This is a genomic window from Nocardia arthritidis (assembly GCF_011801145.1).
GTDB lineage: Bacteria > Actinomycetota > Actinomycetes > Mycobacteriales > Mycobacteriaceae > Nocardia > Nocardia arthritidis_A.
This window is the reverse complement of record NZ_CP046172.1, coordinates 9,671,905-9,688,243: the sequence shown is the minus strand read 5'-3', so window position 1 is coordinate 9,688,243 and position 16,339 is coordinate 9,671,905. Positions and strand designations below refer to the sequence as shown.

At 62.7% G+C, this 16,339-nt stretch carries 19 protein-coding genes; all 19 read left to right on the top strand.

Features of this window, described 5'->3' with window-relative positions:
- Positions 1-13 precede the first annotated feature (13 nt).
- The 19 genes from F5544_RS44240 to F5544_RS44150 all read left to right on the top strand — a co-directional run bounded on the left by F5544_RS44240 (position 14) and on the right by F5544_RS44150 (position 16,332).
- Positions 14-892, top strand: coding sequence for a phage tail protein (locus tag F5544_RS44240; RefSeq protein ID WP_167478647.1), 879 nt, complete (start codon positions 14-16; stop codon positions 890-892).
- On the top strand, positions 853-2,544 hold the full coding sequence (locus F5544_RS44235; RefSeq protein ID WP_238846982.1) for a phage tail protein: 1,692 nt from the start codon (positions 853-855) through the stop codon (positions 2,542-2,544). Before F5544_RS44240 ends, F5544_RS44235 begins: the two co-directional genes overlap by 40 nt.
- A 36-nt stretch (positions 2,545-2,580) precedes the next feature.
- Positions 2,581-3,003: a phage gene 29 protein family protein gene (locus F5544_RS44230; RefSeq protein WP_167478646.1), complete on the top strand. Its 423-nt coding sequence runs from the start codon at positions 2,581-2,583 to the stop codon at positions 3,001-3,003.
- The gene (locus tag F5544_RS44225) at positions 3,000-4,619 is read left to right on the top strand and encodes a hypothetical protein (protein WP_167478645.1); all 1,620 of its coding nucleotides are present in this window, start codon (positions 3,000-3,002) and stop codon (positions 4,617-4,619) included. The genes F5544_RS44230 and F5544_RS44225 overlap by 4 nt, the downstream gene beginning before the upstream one ends.
- Positions 4,616-4,801 carry a hypothetical protein gene (locus tag F5544_RS44220; RefSeq protein ID WP_167478644.1) on the top strand — a complete coding sequence of 62 codons (186 nt, stop codon included), beginning with the start codon at positions 4,616-4,618 and terminating at the stop codon, positions 4,799-4,801. The genes F5544_RS44225 and F5544_RS44220 overlap by 4 nt, the downstream gene beginning before the upstream one ends.
- Before the next feature lie 23 nt (positions 4,802-4,824).
- Entirely contained in the window at positions 4,825-5,154 is a 330-nt protein-coding gene (locus tag F5544_RS44215) for a DUF7264 domain-containing protein (RefSeq protein WP_167478643.1), read from the top strand.
- Between the two features lie 46 nt (positions 5,155-5,200).
- Positions 5,201-5,563 carry a phage tail fiber protein gene (locus F5544_RS44210; protein WP_167478642.1) on the top strand — a complete coding sequence of 121 codons (363 nt, stop codon included), beginning with the start codon at positions 5,201-5,203 and terminating at the stop codon, positions 5,561-5,563.
- Positions 5,564-5,576: 13 nt separating this feature from the next.
- Positions 5,577-6,767 carry a hypothetical protein gene (locus F5544_RS44205; protein WP_167478641.1) on the top strand — a complete coding sequence of 397 codons (1,191 nt, stop codon included), beginning with the start codon at positions 5,577-5,579 and terminating at the stop codon, positions 6,765-6,767.
- A gap of 18 nt (positions 6,768-6,785) precedes the next feature.
- Positions 6,786-7,169: a hypothetical protein gene (locus F5544_RS44200; RefSeq protein ID WP_167478640.1), complete on the top strand. Its 384-nt coding sequence runs from the start codon at positions 6,786-6,788 to the stop codon at positions 7,167-7,169.
- A 203-nt stretch (positions 7,170-7,372) separates the two neighbouring features.
- A complete protein-coding gene (locus F5544_RS44195) occupies positions 7,373-7,687 on the top strand; it encodes a hypothetical protein (RefSeq protein ID WP_167478639.1) in 315 nt (104 codons plus the stop codon).
- 467 nt (positions 7,688-8,154) lie between these two features.
- A complete protein-coding gene (locus F5544_RS47735; protein WP_167478638.1) occupies positions 8,155-8,439 on the top strand; it encodes a T6SS immunity protein Tdi1 domain-containing protein in 285 nt (94 codons plus the stop codon).
- A gap of 418 nt (positions 8,440-8,857) precedes the next feature.
- Positions 8,858-9,403: a hypothetical protein gene (locus tag F5544_RS44185; RefSeq protein WP_167478637.1), complete on the top strand. Its 546-nt coding sequence runs from the start codon at positions 8,858-8,860 to the stop codon at positions 9,401-9,403.
- Positions 9,404-9,422: 19 nt separating this feature from the next.
- Entirely contained in the window at positions 9,423-9,866 is a 444-nt protein-coding gene (locus tag F5544_RS44180) for a hypothetical protein (RefSeq protein WP_167478636.1), read from the top strand.
- Positions 9,867-9,998: 132 nt separating this feature from the next.
- Complete coding sequence (locus F5544_RS44175; protein ID WP_167478635.1) at positions 9,999-10,595, top strand: hypothetical protein; 597 nt, start codon at positions 9,999-10,001, stop codon at positions 10,593-10,595.
- 110 nt (positions 10,596-10,705) lie between these two features.
- Complete coding sequence (locus F5544_RS44170) at positions 10,706-10,996, top strand: hypothetical protein (RefSeq protein WP_167478634.1); 291 nt, start codon at positions 10,706-10,708, stop codon at positions 10,994-10,996.
- Positions 10,997-11,043: 47 nt separating this feature from the next.
- A complete protein-coding gene (locus tag F5544_RS44165) occupies positions 11,044-11,376 on the top strand; it encodes a DUF5361 domain-containing protein (protein ID WP_167478633.1) in 333 nt (110 codons plus the stop codon).
- Positions 11,377-11,423: 47 nt separating this feature from the next.
- A complete protein-coding gene (locus F5544_RS44160) occupies positions 11,424-13,874 on the top strand; it encodes a hypothetical protein (RefSeq protein ID WP_167471255.1) in 2,451 nt (816 codons plus the stop codon).
- The gene (locus F5544_RS44155) at positions 13,871-14,764 is read left to right on the top strand and encodes a phage tail protein (protein WP_203217477.1); all 894 of its coding nucleotides are present in this window, start codon (positions 13,871-13,873) and stop codon (positions 14,762-14,764) included. The genes F5544_RS44160 and F5544_RS44155 overlap by 4 nt, the downstream gene beginning before the upstream one ends.
- A complete protein-coding gene (locus F5544_RS44150) occupies positions 14,764-16,332 on the top strand; it encodes a phage tail protein (RefSeq protein WP_238846981.1) in 1,569 nt (522 codons plus the stop codon). Before F5544_RS44155 ends, F5544_RS44150 begins: the two co-directional genes overlap by 1 nt.
- Positions 16,333-16,339: the final 7 nt, after the last annotated feature.

Here is a 16,339-nt window from a genome sequence, read left to right as displayed (position 1 = left end):
GAGGTGAAGCGACGTGGCCGAGGCCGCACTCATCGAGGTGGAGGGCGTCGACGGCTCCCACTGGACGCTCTCCGGCGCCGGGCAGGCCGCCGAGGGCGTCGAATTGGCCAGCGCGCCGACGGGACTCTATGACGCGCCGGTGAAGACGATCTGGAACTCATCCGCCTTCCAGATCGGCGCTACCTACGGTGGTACGAACTGGCAGAAACGTGACGTCGTATTCGGCGTCAACATCTACGAAACCGATTCGGCCAGTTGGGAATCGGTAGACTCCGCCTGGCGCAAGGCCTGGGCGTACGACCGCGATTCGAAGCTGACCATAACCACCGAATTCGGCTCGCGCACATTGCGTTTGCGGCTATCGGAGCAGCCGGAGTTCAAACCGAAGATCGATCCGCACGTCAAGCGGTGGGCCAATATCGTGATGACCTGTACGGCGGGCGTGCCCTGGTGGGTGGAGGAGGATGTCACCGCGACGGCGGTCACCAGCACTGATACCCGCCCGGATGGGACGTCGGAAACCCTGTGGCTACCGGTGTCGAATCCGACCGATCAGCCGATGTGGTTGCGCTGGGTCGCCACCGCCCCCGGCAGTTGGACGCTGCCGGACTTCTCCTGGAAGAACGACTCGTTCCGGAACCGGGTCATTACCATGCCGACTCTGGTTGCAGGACAAGATATTACGGTCGACACCGATCCACTGCAGGAGATGGTCGTGGCGGCCGACAACAGTTCGGTCTGGGCCAGAATGAACGGTAAACTGTTCCTGCATTCGGTGCCCGCCTGGACACCACAGACGAAGCTTCCGGTGACCGTGAAGGGTGCGCCCCCCGGTGCGAAGGTCCAGGTACGGTGCCCTCGGAACTGGTCGCGGCCATGGGGGCTGCAGTGACCGGCCCGTCCTCCGATCTCGATGTGATCTACCGCAATGCGGTCGCGACGCGAAAACAGCGTCGCGACTTGCGTATTCAGCCACCGCTGATTCGCATATGGGATGGCGATTGGAATCTGCGCGGGATCTGCCGCGCCGAATATTCGGCCGATTTCAAGTGGCTGCTCAACGAATCCGGTACTGGGCTGCTCGAATTGCCCGCCGATCATTACCTCGCCGAGTGGGTGATGGACGCGCGCCACCGGACCACGCAGAACGTGCACGTCACGGTGGACAAGGACGGTGCGCGGTGGAGCGGGCGGATGAAGTCGGCAACCTTGCGCAAGACCGAGTCCGGATTGCACTCCGTGGCAATCCAATTCATGCACGACTATCACGAGCTGAAGTTCATCCAGGCCTGGAGCAATCCCTTTCTGCCCGCCGCGATCCAGTTTCCGCGGGTGTTCATGCTCGCCGGACCGTCGCGTTGGTGCCTGAAACTCGCCCTATTCCTCAACATCTTGCGCAAGGAGGCGAGTCTGTGGGCGCTGCCGGACGACCCGCTCGATCCGGCCCAGTGGTTCAACCTGGACCAGTCCAAATGGTCGATGGTGGTGGCGCCCAACGACTTCCTGTCCGACACCTCGGTGTGGACGGTGATCTCCTCGCGCTGGAAGACCTGGCACGATATGGCCGCGCCGACCTTGGACGACGCGCAGCTCATGGTGACCTGCCGCAGATACCTCGACGGCGATCCGCCGCCGTGGCCCGGAGCGAACCTGCGGCACGGCTGCCTGGTTTTCGACATCGTCGACAAGTCGGGCTTCTATACGGGTTCAGGTACGTCCGAGGGTGGTTCGCTGCTCACCGGGCTTATCCACACCATCCAGAATTTCACCAAGGACTTTCTGGAGCAGGAGCCCACCGAGGTGGACCCCAACAGTCCGCCCGAATATCAGAAGCCCGACTGGCTCGGGACGCTGCCGAGCAGTCCGTGGGTGATCTACCGGGAATCTGAATACACCGGTATCCAGACATCGGAATTCACCATCTCTCCGGCGACGGCGGTGCAGATCAATACCGGCGGACACAGCGCCTACGGTGTGAATGAAGGTATTTCGGCCGCGGTCAACCTCGCGGGCGACCTGATGGCGAATGCGATCCTCGGAGTCACCGGTGTGCCGCTGGGCGGCACGATCGACGCCTTCCTCAAACCGCTGTACCGAGACACGATCCTGGCGTGGCTGTCGTTCAAGTCCCCGTTGCGCGCGCCGCGCATGGGGTGGTCGCACTACTTCGAGCATTTCCAGAAGGGTGCGGAATCGGGCTACTCGCTGTCCGGTCTGGTTGCCCTGCGCGCCGGGTTGTGGGCGACGAGAGCCTTTACCAGCCACAAGCTTACGGTCGCCGACGGCGCACCATATCTGATCGGAGAGAACGGCCAAGGCCACTTCTTCCTCGGCGATCGCGTCGGCGCGACCGTCGCCGGAATGCCGCCCGGCCAGATCTTCGTGGATCAGGTTACGGCGCTGGAGCTTTCATGGCGGCGCGGGGTCACCCCCGGGTGGGCCGTAACCATCGGCGACGACAAGGCGTTGGAAGACCCGGTCACCCGCAGCCTGCGGCACATCCAGTCGATCATGGGCGACCTGCATGAGCTCGGCGTGATGTGAACCGGCGCAGCATATTTCGAGATACGGAGACTTTCGATGGCGCTGCCACTACAGCATGAATGCGATCCGGACGACCCGGGCGAGGCCTTCCTCTGGGCCTTCGTCGGACTGCCCGGCCCGCGCAACGGGCCGCTCCTGCTACCGCCCCAGGTACTGGCGGAATGGTCGAAACACTTGTGGGATTTGGGTTTTCGGCATCACCCCGAGGAGCAGCTGTTGGAGTACCAGCCGGCCGCCCGAGACGGTGAGCACTGGCTCGGTCAGGCGGGCCGGTGGGTTCCGGTCGGTACACCGCCGCCGCCCACGGCCACCGTGCCGTCCATAGCCGAACTGTCGGTCGACGAGCGACGCGAGCTGGTGCGGCAACTCCAGGAGTCCGGCGAACTGGCGCATCTGGTCGACCGCGGTGTTTTCGAACCCGATCTGGCGCGGACCGGAACGTTCGAGGTCGAGCCGTGACATCACCCGACAAGGTCATACCCGAGGGCTCGTATTCCGGCCGCGGTGGCCAATCCGGCGTCCGGAATGTCGCCAAATACAACGAGAATTCCGCGAAGGCGGCGATGACCGGTGGCGTATTGCGCTCCTACACCGGAGTCCAGGTCAACATGGGCAAGTTCATGGAGGCGGGCTTCGACCTTTTCGCGGCGAACCTCTGTGACGCCATCACCGGATTCACCGGTGGTCTGATCGACCTGTCCGGGTGGGCGCGGCAATTGCGCAAGGACGCCGAGAAGGCGATGCAGGACGCCAGGGGCGCACAGCAGTCCGCGGATACCGCCCAGCAGACCGCCGACAATCAGACGCCGATCATCAAATCGACCAATTCGAAGGTGCAGGTGGTGATCGACGGGCTGCCGCTGCGGCCGTATTGGGAGACGCTGAACCTCACCGAGGAATCCTCGTTCCCACGGCATCTGCTGCATTACGGGGTCTGGGATGCGTCGACGACACCGGTAGCGGGTTACACCGAGTACGACATTCAGGTCGGCAGCGCCGGGGCAGGGGCGCTCTATCTCAACATGAGCCCGAATTACACACCCCCGGCCAACACGCTGGAAGCGACCTTCATCCGGTGTTTATACGACGGCCCGCGCCAGGTGGTGACTTACATTCCCGACGCGGTGGCCGGCGACCCGTGCGAGCTGTACGTCGTGGTCGGCCGGTTGCTGGACACCGGCAACATCAAGATCGAATGGGTTTCCGACAATCAGACACCCAATATCACGAAGTCTCGTTTCGAGCGATCCATCACGATGCCGAAGGAGATCGTATTCGCAACGGGCGATACGGCTTTCATCGGAATCCAGCAGCGCGGTTCTGGCGTGCCCCGACCGCTCATGGCCGTCGCGTCCGCGGAAATTCCCCGGGCGGCCGACGTCTGGCCGCCGCGGTTGAAGGCGCGTTTCGCATCCGGCGCGGTACTCACTGCCGGATCCGTCATCGCCAATGGCAGCTTCGATTTCACCGGCACGATGGTGCCCTACGTTTCGCTGGGCCGGGCCATAGTCACCGGACCGCCGCGAAAGCTGGTGTTATTCGAGGACTTCGAAAACGGCATGCCATCGACGCTTGCCCGGATGTCGAGCACCTACGCCACCGTGGAGGGTGGGGTTTTCGTCGTCTGGGGTGGGACCGACGGGATCCGTCGCTACATCTACGCACGCAATCTCAACTACGACGACCAGATGGTGAGCGGTCGCGTTCGGGGTCCGGCTACACAGGCGGGACTATTGATGGTGCGTTCGGATGCGACGAACAGTTCATATGTCGCATTGGCGGTCGGCAGTAAGGGCGCCGGACTGTTGCGGTTCGTCAACGGTGAGACCTACAGCCAATTGGCGGTCACCACGACGCCCGTCGCCGACAACGACGAAGTGCGAGTTAAAGCGGTCGGCAATGTTTTCACCGCCGAACGCAAAATCAATGGAACTTGGACACAGTTCCTCTCCTACACCGATACCGACAAGGTGCTGCCGACGGGACCGGCATACCGCTACACCGGCCTCGGGCTCAGCCGGGCGAGCTGGGTCAACAGCAACGGCTGGGACTACTGGAAAGCCGAGGACCTATGACCACCATCGTGCAGATCGACGGCCATGAGCTGTCGCTCACCCTCGCCAACGGTTTGCTGACCATCTCGACGGTCGGCAAAGCGGGCCCGGTGCCGCGCGGTGGCATCTATCTCGGCCCGCTCGAACCCGAGCCCGAGCCGACCTTCATCGAACCGGATCCGGTTGCACCGCAACCAGATTGATCGCATTCGACCGGCAGGAAGTCATGACCGATCAGAAACAGCTCGGGTTCGACCCGATCAATCGCACATTGGTGCTCTCCAAGGGAGCGGACTTCGTCCACACCGTCGCGTTGGCGGACGGCCCGGGTTTCCCAACCGGCACAGCCGTGCGAATCATCCTTCTCGACGCCACGGAAACGGTGCTGGACACCTGGTCGGCGGTGCTCACCACCACCGAGGCGCGTTTCGTCATCCAATCCGAACTCGCCGACCTGATCCCCGCGGGGGCGAAATACCGCCTGTACGTGTCGTATCCGACCACCCCGACCACCGAATATCTGTGGTTCTACGGCGCGGTCCGTCGCAAGCAGTAGCCGAACCGGTTGCTGCTCAACAATTCTCAACATTTTAGGAGCTGTCGTGGCCATCATCGTTCCCGCTACCCGCCAGGTGCTCGCCGACGCGTACAAGACCATCGCGGGCAATACCGGCGCCTGGGTGAGCGTGCACTTCGCCGATCCGAGCACCACCGGCGCCAGCGAGGCGAAGGACGGGTCACCCGCCTATGCCCGCAAGCAGACGACGTGGACCTCCGGTACCGGCGGCGTACTCAACGGCACGCAGGTGACGATCGATCTGCCCGCGGGCACCTGGACCCATATCGGTCTGTGGAAGTCGGCCACCGGTGGCCAGGCGGATTTCATCGATAAGGTCGCGATCACCCCCACCACGCTGGGCGCCCAGGGGCAACTGCTGATCACGCCGACCTTCACCGTGAACTAGCGGTGCGTGCCGCATGACCGTCAACCAAGCTCGTGCGGTCGCGCCCGCGGTACCGATTACCGATATCGATGCTCCGAAAAGCTCGGTGACACAGCTGCGTTCGCCGTTGCCGCCGGTGACGGTGCTCGCCGTCGAGGTGCCGGTGATCCGGCCCTATCTGGTCGCGGCATTCGGCGGTGGTGGTTCGGTGGTCACCGGGCTGAACGGCATCCGTTCGTCACCGATCGCGGGCGCGACCGCGGCCGGGACACTTGGCGGTAACCAATCATGGTGGCTCGCAATGACACCCGCTGGCGGCGCGATCGGTGCCGCCGATGCGAAAATCGCGATCAAATCAGGAAGGGTGCTACTGGGTGCCGCGCCGGCGAGTACCGGACAGCTCGATGCGGTCATCAGCGTCGCCAAGATGGCGGGCGCGACCACCGAAGGCGCGATCGGGATCGCGTACGCGGTAATCGACACCGCAGATGCCCCATTCAATATGGAAGGCCACTACTCCGGACAACCGCCGCTGACCATCGCGGGCGGGGGCGAGGGCACACTGTCCACGGTCACCGGGCTGACGGGCATCGTGCTGATTTCCGGAAACTGGTCCGCGGCAGGAGGGCTCGGCGCAGTTGTCGCCGTCGGTGCCCAATCATCCGGTGTCACAACCGGTTCCTTGTCGGCACAGGTGTCGCTACCCGGAATCTTCAGTGGTATGGGCGCTCTGACGTTGTCCGCCACTCCAGTGGGTACCGCCGCGGCGGCGCCCCTCGCCGAAGGCACGTTGTCGGCGGATGCCAGATCGAGCTTTCAGCCTTCGTCGATGATCAAAGCCAACAAGGACTGGCCGTTGACCAATCAGTGGACCACGATCCCCGATTGGGCGCCCGACACCAACGGGTATCCGGGCTCGAGCGTGCAGTCGAACGGCCTGGTGGTCCAGAATGCCAAGGCGGGCGCGGATATCGTTGCATCCGTTGTCTTCTCGGGCACCGCGATGTGGAACAACGCCACCGCCCGACTGCAGCTCTACCTGAACACCCAACTGCTCGCGACCAGCGACGAGACGCCGATCCAGGGCAATGCCTCGGTCACGGTACGAGTCACCGCGAAGCAGACCGTCGCCCCCAACGACGTGATCACCGTCAAGGGCCTCGGCAGCGGCGTATACCCACCGGCCGCGAAAGTCGGCGCAGCGTCCTACGTGCGCGTCAGCTGACGGGATCCGGTCCGGCACATGGTTTCCGACCTCGGCAGAGCATTCGGCCCGGCCCTAGGTTTCCTCAGCCCCTTCGCCCCGATGATCGGGTCGAGCCTCGGTGGCGCGCTCGGCACGCAGCTAGGCCAGGGGGTGCTGGCGCTTGGCCCGAACGGGACCAATGGCGTCAGCCAACTCCAGGCCGCCGGAATCGATGCGCCCGGCCTGTTGAAAGGCACACTGCAGAGCGGTATTTCGGGTAGCCAGCTCGGGCAGAGCGTGATGTCGATGGGCTCACAGGGTAACAGCGTGAAACCGGGCGGACCCGATATCGCTGGTTGGGCAACGCAGACGGTTGGTCAGGGCGTCAAGTATCTGCAGAACATTGCAAAAGAACTTGTGCACAGCGTTTTTGGTCTTTAACGACCTGGCCAAGGGCCGGGCGGTCACACCGCGTGCGGCCACATCTACAACTTCAATGGCATGGACCAGAAGAGCGCAGCGATCGCCATCGAGCGGGTCCAGCGCCGTCGCAGCCTGGCGCAACAGCGCGGGGGCGGTCTCGGGCGGTGACGCCGGAAACTCCGGGAGCCCACCCGAATCAACTATCAATAAGGAGGATACTCATGTCGAAAATCGCTTCAATTCGAATCAAGTCCAAGGATGCGTGGACGTATATAGACGTACCGAATGCCAGCAGCATGGTCTGGGCGGAGTTTGTGAATGTCGGTGCGCCGGAACCGCCTATTAGGAGAGACTTCATCCGGACGTCCTGGGCTACCGACGACGAGGGCTCCGATACTGAACGTTATTTGGTCCGGCTCGGATCTTTCGATGGTCTTTCCGGTCTGCCGAATGCCAATGTGTTCGTCGGTCCTAATAGCTTGGTGCTGTGGTGGAAGAAATACGAATCCGGGGATTTTCCACCCAATATGCCGTAGCGGAAACTATGCCGCTCAGCAGAATGGGAATTACTCCGAAATCGGTGCCGCAAAGCCAGGGGGCGCGATGCCGGAGACGATGAGCACTGTCAGCGGGTGGCAGACCGATTCAGGCTCTGTCGTCGTCGGCAATGGATTGCGGGCGCAAGGCAGTAGATCGAACGCCCAAATTGTCGCTGTCGCGGAGTCGTTCGACGTCACCAACACCGCGGGCACCCCCGGGGCTTATCGTCGCCTACCCGGCCAGCCGAGTTGAATACGGTTGCGGCGCAGGCGAAACCGGTCACCGACCCACAGGCTGGGACTCCGTTGGACTCTAACTGGAACCGGGACGACGCAGCAGCCGCACCCGGTCACCGATGAGTTGGACACCTCGTCGTTTTCGGTGAATGTTCCGTCTGAGCGCTTCGCAAAATACACGGGCGTGCTGCCGAATTTACTTCTGAATTTGTGGCGAGAGCTGGGCTTTGCGGGCTGATGACTTCGACCGTGAAGCCCAGATCTATTCGTCGTTATTAACGCTGGAAAACACGTTGGATCTTGATGGTGATGACGACGAGATGCTATTTAAGCGTGTTTTGGGGCGATTGGGTCCGGTAGGTCCGAGCTCGGTATACGGGTTCGTTCCGGCTGCGGCGTTGGGTGACCCTATGTTGCCTGATCATATCGAGATCCTGGACGCCGAGGTTCACCTGCGAATTCTGAATCAAGTCACCCCGAGAGTCCTGATGGTCGCCGACCCTCGTCGCTAGCCAGATCTCTCAAACTAGAGGCGTTCAGGGATGTACTGGACATCAGAGGTGAGTAGAATCGGAGCCTGGCCGGACAGCTTGCTTGCTCCGATTCGATGGCCGACGATCACGGCGATGAAAGAGGCTGCTAGGGAACATTTCGGCGGTCAGGCAAGTTGATCTTGCGTTAGGTGATCGCCTCTTGCTAGGCTCAAGCCGTTGGCGAGGTGTATGTCCGCCAATCACACCCAAGAGCCCAATCCTGTTGTCGGGGTTGGGTTTTTTCATACCTGGATGCAGCTGCACGCCAATCCGCGAGCTGACCGAAACCAACCGATCCCATACCGGAGGGCGACCTCCATGGTGACGAAAGCCTATGTCTGACAACGAAATAGTTGAATCAATCCGATTCGCCAACCACCAACCACCGCAGGGGTACGTGAAAAACGATGCGGGGCAGCTGGTTACGCCGGAGTTTCTGGCCCTCATCGAGCAGGCGCTCAGCGGCAAGCTGGCCGAGTCCGCGGAATCCGAGCGACTGGACCCGGAGGTGAAAGCGCTCGCCGAAGAGCTGTCGGTGATTCATCTGCCGGAGTGGCAGAGCCCTACCGGTCCACGCACCGCCGAACCGACGGTCACCGGGATAAAGCAGGCGACCAGAGTTGCGGAATATCTCGTAAAGCGCGGTGTGCGAATGCATCCCGAGCTGGAGGAGATCCGCTGGGTGGCCACGCCGGGCGGTCCGCCCGGGGCCTTCGACACCGGTGTGCACATCACCAAGGACGAGAACGGGGAGTGGCCCGCCCCGGATCCCGAATCCTTCTACGACATCGACAAGGTCGAGGTCACGAAGACCGACGACGGTATCTGGATCGCCATCCATCCCCGCGGTCTTTCGTTCGAGGCCGCATCCAAGACCGAAGCCTATGCCGGGCTGGTCGATCAACTGCGTGAGCGGATCGAGCAGGCGCGCGGCAACCAATAGCCGGAAAGGCGGTAGCGCGATGACCGAGCGAATCGCATATCCCGATATCGAGAAGACCCTTGTCGACTACTTGACGACACAACTCGCGGCATCGTCCGATACTGCGAAAGTGGTGACCCGAGTACCGGATCCACGACCGAGTCGGATGGTGCGTGTGGTCCGCAACGACCGCAAACTGCGTGCCGATCGTGAAGATAGGGAGGGCCGCCGCGGCCCGCACCTGATCTTCGACCATCCCCGCGTCGTATTCGAATGCACCGACAATTCCGGTGGTGCCGCCGCATTGGCCGCATTGATTCGAGCGATCCTTGCCGGTGCCGCGCCGGGCTATCTCGGATCCGTCTGGTGCGACTATATCGAGGATGTCGGCGTCGAGAGCGATACCGATCCGGCGACCGCTACGCCACGGCAGACGGTCACTGCCGACCTGATTGTGCGAGGGAAGGTCCTCCCTGCGAACTGAAGGGCGGCAGCAGGATTCGGCCGGCCTGTTCGAATGAGGGCTGTGTTCTCGCATGGCTCCCGCAATGGGAAGCCCTAACTGAATAACTGAAATCCCAAGGGCCTGCGCAACAATCCCAAGGGAGAAACAAAGATGGCTGTTCCATCTTCCAAGCTCATCGGGGCCGGTACTCCGAATATCGCCGTCACCGGTGGTGTTCTGGTCGCGCCGGTCAGCGCCAAGCTTCCGGCCGGTGTGTCGGATGCGTTGGACCCCAAGATCTTCGTGCCGCTGGGTTATGTTTCCGAGGACGGTATCGAGTCCAAGGGTGAGCGCAAGATCGAGCAGGTCAAGGACTGGAACGCGGATATCATCGCGAACCTGCAGACCGAGCATTCGACTCGCTTCGGGCTGACCCTGTACGCGGTTTGGGACAACGATGTTCTGAAAGAGGTGTTCGGCGCCGAGCAGGTGTCGGTGCCCACCCCGCCGACCACCACGAATGGCAACCTCATCACGGTCAAGGAAACCGGTGCGGTGTTGAAGCCCCGCATGTGGGTGTTCGACATGAAGAACGACACCAAGAAGCTGCGCATCGTGCTGCCGAATGCCCAGATTTCGCAGGTTGCCGAGCGCAAGTTCGTGTCGAAGGAACTGGCCGGCTTCACCATCACCGTCGAGGCGTTCAAGGACGGCCAGGGTGTGAAGGCCTACCGCTACTTCGACGACGGCCAGATCGCGACCTCCTAATCCCCCAGCGGCGGCGGGATTTCACACCTATGCGCAGGCCCTGCCCGCCGCCGCTGGGCCTTTCCCAAAACAAATGCCTGCGCGCAACTAATGAAAGGGTCTGCGCACCAATGACTTCACCGAAAGCCCCCATCACCCTCAACCGCCCGATCCAGGTGAAGGACGACTTCGTCCACCGGGTCGGCAGTGTCGAACTGCGGCTGCCGTCGCTGTCGTACCTGAAGCCGGGCCTGGTCCGGCGGATTCGCCGGCTCGGCGATGTCGATGCCATGTACACGCTGCTCGAGCTGACGCTGTCCGCCGATGCGCTCGCGGTGCTCGACGAGATGGATCCGGAGGAGTACCACGAGCTGCTCGAGGCGTGGCGCATCCATTCGGGGGTCGGCCTGGGGGAATCCTGAGCCTCGATGTTCTTCTCGAAGAACATTGTGAGGCAATCGAATACGACTTGATCACGCTTGGTCTGCGGTTGCGTCAGCTGGGTTCCGAGGTGTTGAACTGGCAGGACCTCAACGCGATAGTTCGGGGTCTGCCCGCGGATTCGGCGCTGCTGCGCGCGATGCATCCGGAAGCGTACCGGTGGCAGCTCACTCAGCACCTGCTTGCCGATATGACCGACTCGCTGCGCTGGCTGGTCTGGGCGAAAAGCGCTGATGCGCAGCATGGTCGGAGCATGCCGGAGCCTGTGCAGCGGCCGGGCGTGAAATCCGATCGGGAACGGTACGGCGTCGGCGCGACCGGGATCGACCAAATGAACGAATTCCTCGACTGGGGCGAGTAGCGGTGCGTCGAACGGCCCGGGAAGGTGGATGAATAGTGGAGAAACGAATGAGCTCCGAGGTACGGATTCCGTTCGATACCAATACTTCTCGGCCGGAGCGCACATCGGTGCTCGCGCTGCCGGATATTCTGGCGATGACCCAGCACGGGCAGCCCGCTCCGGGTGCGCGGGTAAAGCTGCCCAGTGGCGCGGTCTGGCAGGGCGGTCATATCGCGGGAACCTCGGTGATCACCCTGCCCGGTGCGGAACCGATTCTCGTGGAAGGCGAAGCCGCCGCGAATACGATCACGGGTACTGCGCTGCGATCCGATGTGCTGGCCAACGTCTTTCGCCATGTCCTGGGCGTGATGCCGAAATTGTTCGCACACTGGTCCCTCGCTTCTGCCGCGGCGGAGCGCGGAACCAGCGTTGTCCGGATCAGCACCCGCGCTTCGATACGCAAGTACGGCAAGGGCGATGCCATCGAAGAGCTCCGTGCGCACGATCCGGCTGCGCAGGCCTTGCCGGATGCGGGAGAGCGGATGCCGATCCGTCGCGCCTCCGGCGGCATGGTGTCCGGACCCGGTGGCGCACGGGACGATTCGATTGTCGCCCGGCTTTCGAACGGCGAGTACGTGGTCAACGCCGCAGCGACCGCCAACTCGTTGCCGCTGCTGGAAGCGTTGAATGCCGGCTGGGTGCCGTCGGCGGGATTCCTGGCGGGCATGCTACCGGGCTTCGCCGCTGGGGGACTGGTCGGTAATTCGGCCGCCGGGCTGTGGCGCGAACTGCTCGGCCAAGGGCTGATAGCTCCGATGAAACCGGCGGTGGACGGATTCCGTCCGCAGGACTTCGGCATATTCGGTTGGGCAGCAGACATTTTCGGTGGTCTTGCGAATTCCGCCGCCGATGCGGGCGGTGCCGCGGGCGCGGCGCTGGGTTCCGCGATAGCGCCGGTGTTCGCGCCTTCCGGTCTGCTCGGCTCACTGTTCGGCGGTCCGTCGAATGACGGTTCTCGATCGTGGTCGGCCGTGGAGCGGCGATCGACCCCGGAGACGACCGGAGCGCCGGATCCGATGTCGGCATCGTTGCGGATCGAACCGCGGGGGATTCCGGCGGGTGGTCTTGCGTTCTCGACGCCCGTCGGGAACTTGTCCAGCCTGTATCCGCCAACTACACCCGGCGGCGCACAGAGCGCTGCGCGCATCCAAATCGGCACGCTCGCAGATGCTTTCGGTCGTGGCATGGAAGCCGCCGCGATCGAAGCGGGCGGACGGGTCGGCGCGGCGCTCGGCGCCGCGATCGGTCCCGCGCTCGGGCCGGCCGGTGTATTGGCACCCGAGATCGGTGCGCAACTCGGCAGCCTGATCGGATCCCGATTCGGTGGAAGCTTGCGGGCATCGATGACCGTAACTGGTCAAACCGGTTCGAACCCAGCGGGTTACGCGTACGGGACGAATCCTGTTGATACGAACGGTCCTTCGGTCCGTGAAAGCTATCAGCCTTGGGCGGGCAACCCCGCTGCTAGCTACGTTATCCCGGGAACCGCTGGCGATAGCTGGAGCGCTCTGCCGGGAGCTGTCGGCGATGCGGGACAACCTTGGCTGAACGTCGGACCCTACTGGATTCCGAAAAGGTATGGCGTACTGCCTAATTCATCAACGCAAAATGGGCAGGCCGGAGCGGCGAATCCGGTGGAGCCCGGAGGCTCCGTCGGCGAAGGAACATACGGCGGCATACCCGTCGGCGGGTTGGCGCAGACCATGGAACTGGCGCGCTACAACCCAACAGACGGCAACTTCGCTGGGTGGAGTTATCTGGTCGGCCAAAAGTTCGGTGAGAATGCCGGCAACTCGCTGGTACCCCTCCTCGGTCTTGATCCGAACCTGCCTAAGCAGTTCGGCAGTGTTACGGGCGAGTTGCTGGGCCAGGCCGGTCTCGCGTTGAGCGCTGCCGACCCGACCCATAACTTGACCAACGCCCTCGGGTACTTGCTAGGTCCTGCCGCCGATATCCCCTGGCAGCCAAAGGATTACAAGCCACCGCAGCAGATGCCGTTGGATCAGCAGGCCGGCCAGGTAGGTCAGGCGGCTCTCCAGGGCGGTATCGCGGGTCTCCAGCAACACGGTCTGGTCGGCGGTATCACCGGCGCGATCTCCGGCGCGGCCTCGTCTATCGGCGGTTTGGCGGGTGGTGCGATCGGCACCGCGATCGCACCATTCCTGGGGCCCGTGGGAGCGGTGGCACCGGCCATCGGGCAGGCGCTCGGATCGGTGATCGGCTCAACTGCGGCGGGAGTCCTGACAAAGCCCATCGAATGGGCGGCCAATGCGGCGAAGGAGGAGGTCGGCAGCGGCTTCGGCCTGGTGAATCTCGCCAAAGGTCCGGGCGGCCACACCGCCCGTGGCGATATGTACAACTTCAACGGCATGGATCCGAAGAGCGCCGCCATCGCGGTCGAGCGGGTGCGCCGTCGCCGCACCGTGGCACAACAACGTGGAGGAGGGCTCGGCAGATGATCAATCAACTTTTGAACTCCCATGACACCAAAATCGTCGTATGGGATGTCAACGGCCGGGTATGGCACCTGTCCGGTGCGAATGCCGGACGTGAAGGCGTCCGACTGTCGAAGCAGTCCGGATATATGTTCGCCCCGGCGCAGCTGCTGGTTTCCGAGGGGGCTCGGCAGGATGGCGCGACCTTCCTACGCTCCGTGCGTTCGAAAAAGGAATGGGATTTCCTGGTCATGATCTCGGTGGCGTCGAATAGCGCTGGTGCCAACACGGTTCGAGATTTTCATGCGGTGCATGACGCCTGGTTTCGTGGCTGGTCTACCGACAGGCCTTGCACCGTAGGCTTTTTCACTCGGCATCAGGGCTGGCGGTTTCAGCAGGTGCAGTTGGATCATGCCCCCGAATCGGTCGGCGATGTCGATCCCGCACGCAATGCGGTTGCGGTGTACAAGATGTCGGCGACGGCCATGGATCCACTGGAACGCCATTTCGAGGAAAGGTCGGTGTGGACCAACAGTTCCGGACTCAACCAGGGTACGGTTCGCGCACGCAATGCGGCCGATCAGCCTGCCTGGCCGCGCTACACCATGAATGGCCCCGGCCGCTGGTCGATCCTGGACCCGACGCACGCCGACACGCCACGCATGGTGCAGACGCCGATGCTATCGGTCGGCGACACCTTGCGGATCGATACCCATCCGCGGCACCGCACCGCGCAGTTGTACAAGGACAAAGGTAAGCCGGCCCACAATATTTGGGCCCAAATGGCGGGCAGGCGTTGGTTGGCCTCTTTGCCGCCGTGGAGTTCCACCGACATCATCGTCCAGATCGATGGCGGCAGCTTGCAATCGAGCCTGATCGTCTCCGTGACGCCGCGCTCGTCGAGGCCGTTCTGATGAGCGCACCGATATGGGATCCGCCGGCCGAATCCCGGCGGATGGACGAGGTGGTCAAGGCCGAGCGCGAGGCGTTGCGCGATCCCGAAGTGCTTGTGCGCTACTGGGATAGAGATATGAACGAGGTCGGTGAAGAGCACAGCTACCTCTCACTCGAATTCACCTATCCGCGCAATTCCGCGGGTGGGTTGAAGATGATCTGCCCGCGCGACATGGTTCACTTCGATCACCTGTTCAACAATATCGACGAAGAAGATGCCACCATCCCGATCACGGTCGATACCAAGGGGTTTCGCTGGGACGGGTATATCACCAAGGCCTCGATCGTCCGCGACGAGAACGGTGTCGAAACCGTTGACATCGAGGCGATCCACTGCTGGAACCACGTCGCGACGATCTGTTGCTGGGCGAACCCTTTCGCCCCGATCTTGGCCCAATTCCCGCGACATATGATCCAGTTCGGTCCCGTCCGCACGATCATCACCAACTACCTTCTGGCGAACCTGTTGCGGTTGCAGGGCGGTGACGGGTTGTTTCCGATCGCCGTCGTGCCCGTGGATCCGCAGACCGATACCAGCAGATGGAGCGCCGCGTCGGCCCGTTTCGACATGGCGGACAAGCTGTTCGCGCCCATGTTGGAGGACTCCGGCGTCATGCTGACGGCCCGCTTCTTCCTCCCGGGCGAGGATGCGCAGCCCGCTCCGAACTGGTTCTATCTGGATCGGCCGACGGTGGTACTGGAGACGATCGACAAGTCCGGCATCACCGGCCCCACCGGCACGCTCCTCGACGGAATCATCGAATGGATAGAGGAATTCGGCGATGACGGCACCACGCCGCACCGCTATCCGAACCTCAACTCCACCAGCGATTACGAGACGGTCTACGGGGAATGGGGCGCGAACGGAACATTCCGCAAATTCCCATGGGTGTGGTACTTCGAGGGCGAATACTCCGGTATCGGTCGATCCGAGATCGCGCTGCACAAGCCGACGGCGACCGACGTCATCGTCGGTGGCCGCTCACCGGGTTGGGTGAACGCGGGTATCGAACTCGTGCTCAAGGGTCTGCTATCGCTGATCGGTCTCGGCTGGCTTTATCGCGGCCAGCTCAATGATGTATTCCTCGCGTGGATGGTCTACCGGGACACGGAAAGAGTGCGTCGTGCCGGGCCGTACGCGTTTCGCGAGTTGTATATCGCCGGCAGCGACAAGGCATTCAATCTCGACGGTTTGGTCGCCGCTCGTCAGGGCATGCATTTGACCCGCGGCTATACCAGCAAGCGGGTCACCGTCGAGGACAACGCACCGTACATCCTCGGCAGGGATTTCCAGCTCGGCGACCAAATCGGATTCGCGCTTGACGACAAGATTTTCACGGACTACGTCACCGAGTTGACCTTCACCGACGACCGGGAGACGGCGGCGAAATGGCAGATCGTCGTCGGCGACGGCTCGGATGAAGAGGATTCGATCGTGAAGGCATGGCAACGGCTCGGTCGTGTCGCCGCCGCGGTCAAGGATCTAGCGACCGACGTCGGCGCCGACCTGGACCTGCTCATCTTCTGATCTCTTC